Genomic DNA, 1,262 nt, shown 5'->3' with positions numbered 1-1,262 from the left:
CGGGCTGCCGCCGGCGCAGCCGATCGCGCTGTCCGCCCTGGCGACCGGGTGAGGCCGCTGCCGTGCGCTGGGCCTGCATCCTGTTGCCGCAATTGGCGCTGGACACCGTCCTGCGTCGCTGGCCGACGCCGGACGAACCGCTGGCGCTGCTCGACGGCCCGCCGCAGCGGCGCACGCTGAAGGCGGTCAACGCCGCCGCGTGCGCCCGCGGCCTGCGCCCCGGACAATCGCTGGTCACCGCGCAGGCGCTGTGCGATCGCTTCGCCACCGCCCTGCACGATGCCGAAGAAAGCCGCCGCAGCCAGCAGTTCCTCGCGGCGTGGGCGTACCGCTTCAGTTCGCTGGTCAGCACCGACTACCCCGGCGCGCTGCTGCTGGAGATCGAAGCCAGCCTCGGCCTGTTCGGGCCGTGGCCGCGTTTCGAGGCGCGACTGCGCGAGGAACTGACCGCGCTGGGCTTCCGCCACCGCATCGTGGTCGCGCCGCACCCGCTGGCCGCACGCGCGCTGGTCAATGCCCACGACGGCATCGCCCTGCTCGACAACGCCGCGCTGCAGCGCGCGCTGGGGCAGTTGCCGATCGCCCGCGCCGGGCTGTCGCCGGCCCTGGCCGAGGGCTTCGCGCGGATGGGCCTGCGCCGCCTGCAGCAGCTGTTCGCACTGCCGCGCACCGCGCTGGCGCGGCGCTATCCGCCGGCCCTGCTGCAGCACCTTGACGCGTTGCGCGGGCAGGCGCCGCTGCCGCTGCAGTACTACCTGCCGCCGGACCGCTTCGATGCCCGCGTGGAACTGGGCTATGCCACCGAATCCAACCAGGCGCTGCTGTTCCCGCTGCGTCGCCTGACCCAGGACCTGGCCGCGTTCCTGGCCGGGCGCGACGGCGGCGTGCAGCGCTTCCGCCTGCTGCTGGAACACGAGGACCTGGAGCCAAGCGTGGTGCCGGTGGGCCTGCTCGCCGCCGAGCGCGATGCGGCGATGCTGTTCGAACTGGCGCGCGGACGCCTGCAGCAGGCCAGCGTGCCGGCACCGGTGCAGGCGCTGCGCCTGTGCGCCGACGAACTGCCGCCGTTCGTGCCGGCCGCGCGCGAACTGTTCGACGAGCGCGCGCAACAGGCGCTGCCGTGGGAGCAACTACGCGAACGCCTGCGCGCACGCCTGGGCGACGACGCCGTGCATGGCCTGCGCGCGCACGCCGACCATCGCCCGGAACTGGCCTGGCGCGCCGAATCCAGCACGGCGCGCAGCACGGCCACACCCGCCACC

Annotated in this window: 1 protein-coding gene; it reads left to right on the top strand. The window is 74.5% G+C overall.

Annotated elements, in window-relative coordinates; genetic code table 11:
* Window positions 1–62 precede the first annotated feature (62 nt).
* On the top strand, window positions 63–1,262 hold a 1,200-nt coding region (locus tag D183_RS0103430; RefSeq protein WP_026144150.1), incomplete at its 3' end, for a Y-family DNA polymerase.

It is taken from the genome of Xanthomonas sp. SHU 199 (assembly GCF_000364665.1).
In the GTDB taxonomy this organism is placed as follows: domain Bacteria; phylum Pseudomonadota; class Gammaproteobacteria; order Xanthomonadales; family Xanthomonadaceae; genus Xanthomonas_A; species Xanthomonas_A sontii.
This window is presented reverse-complemented; position numbering and strand designations above follow the sequence as displayed.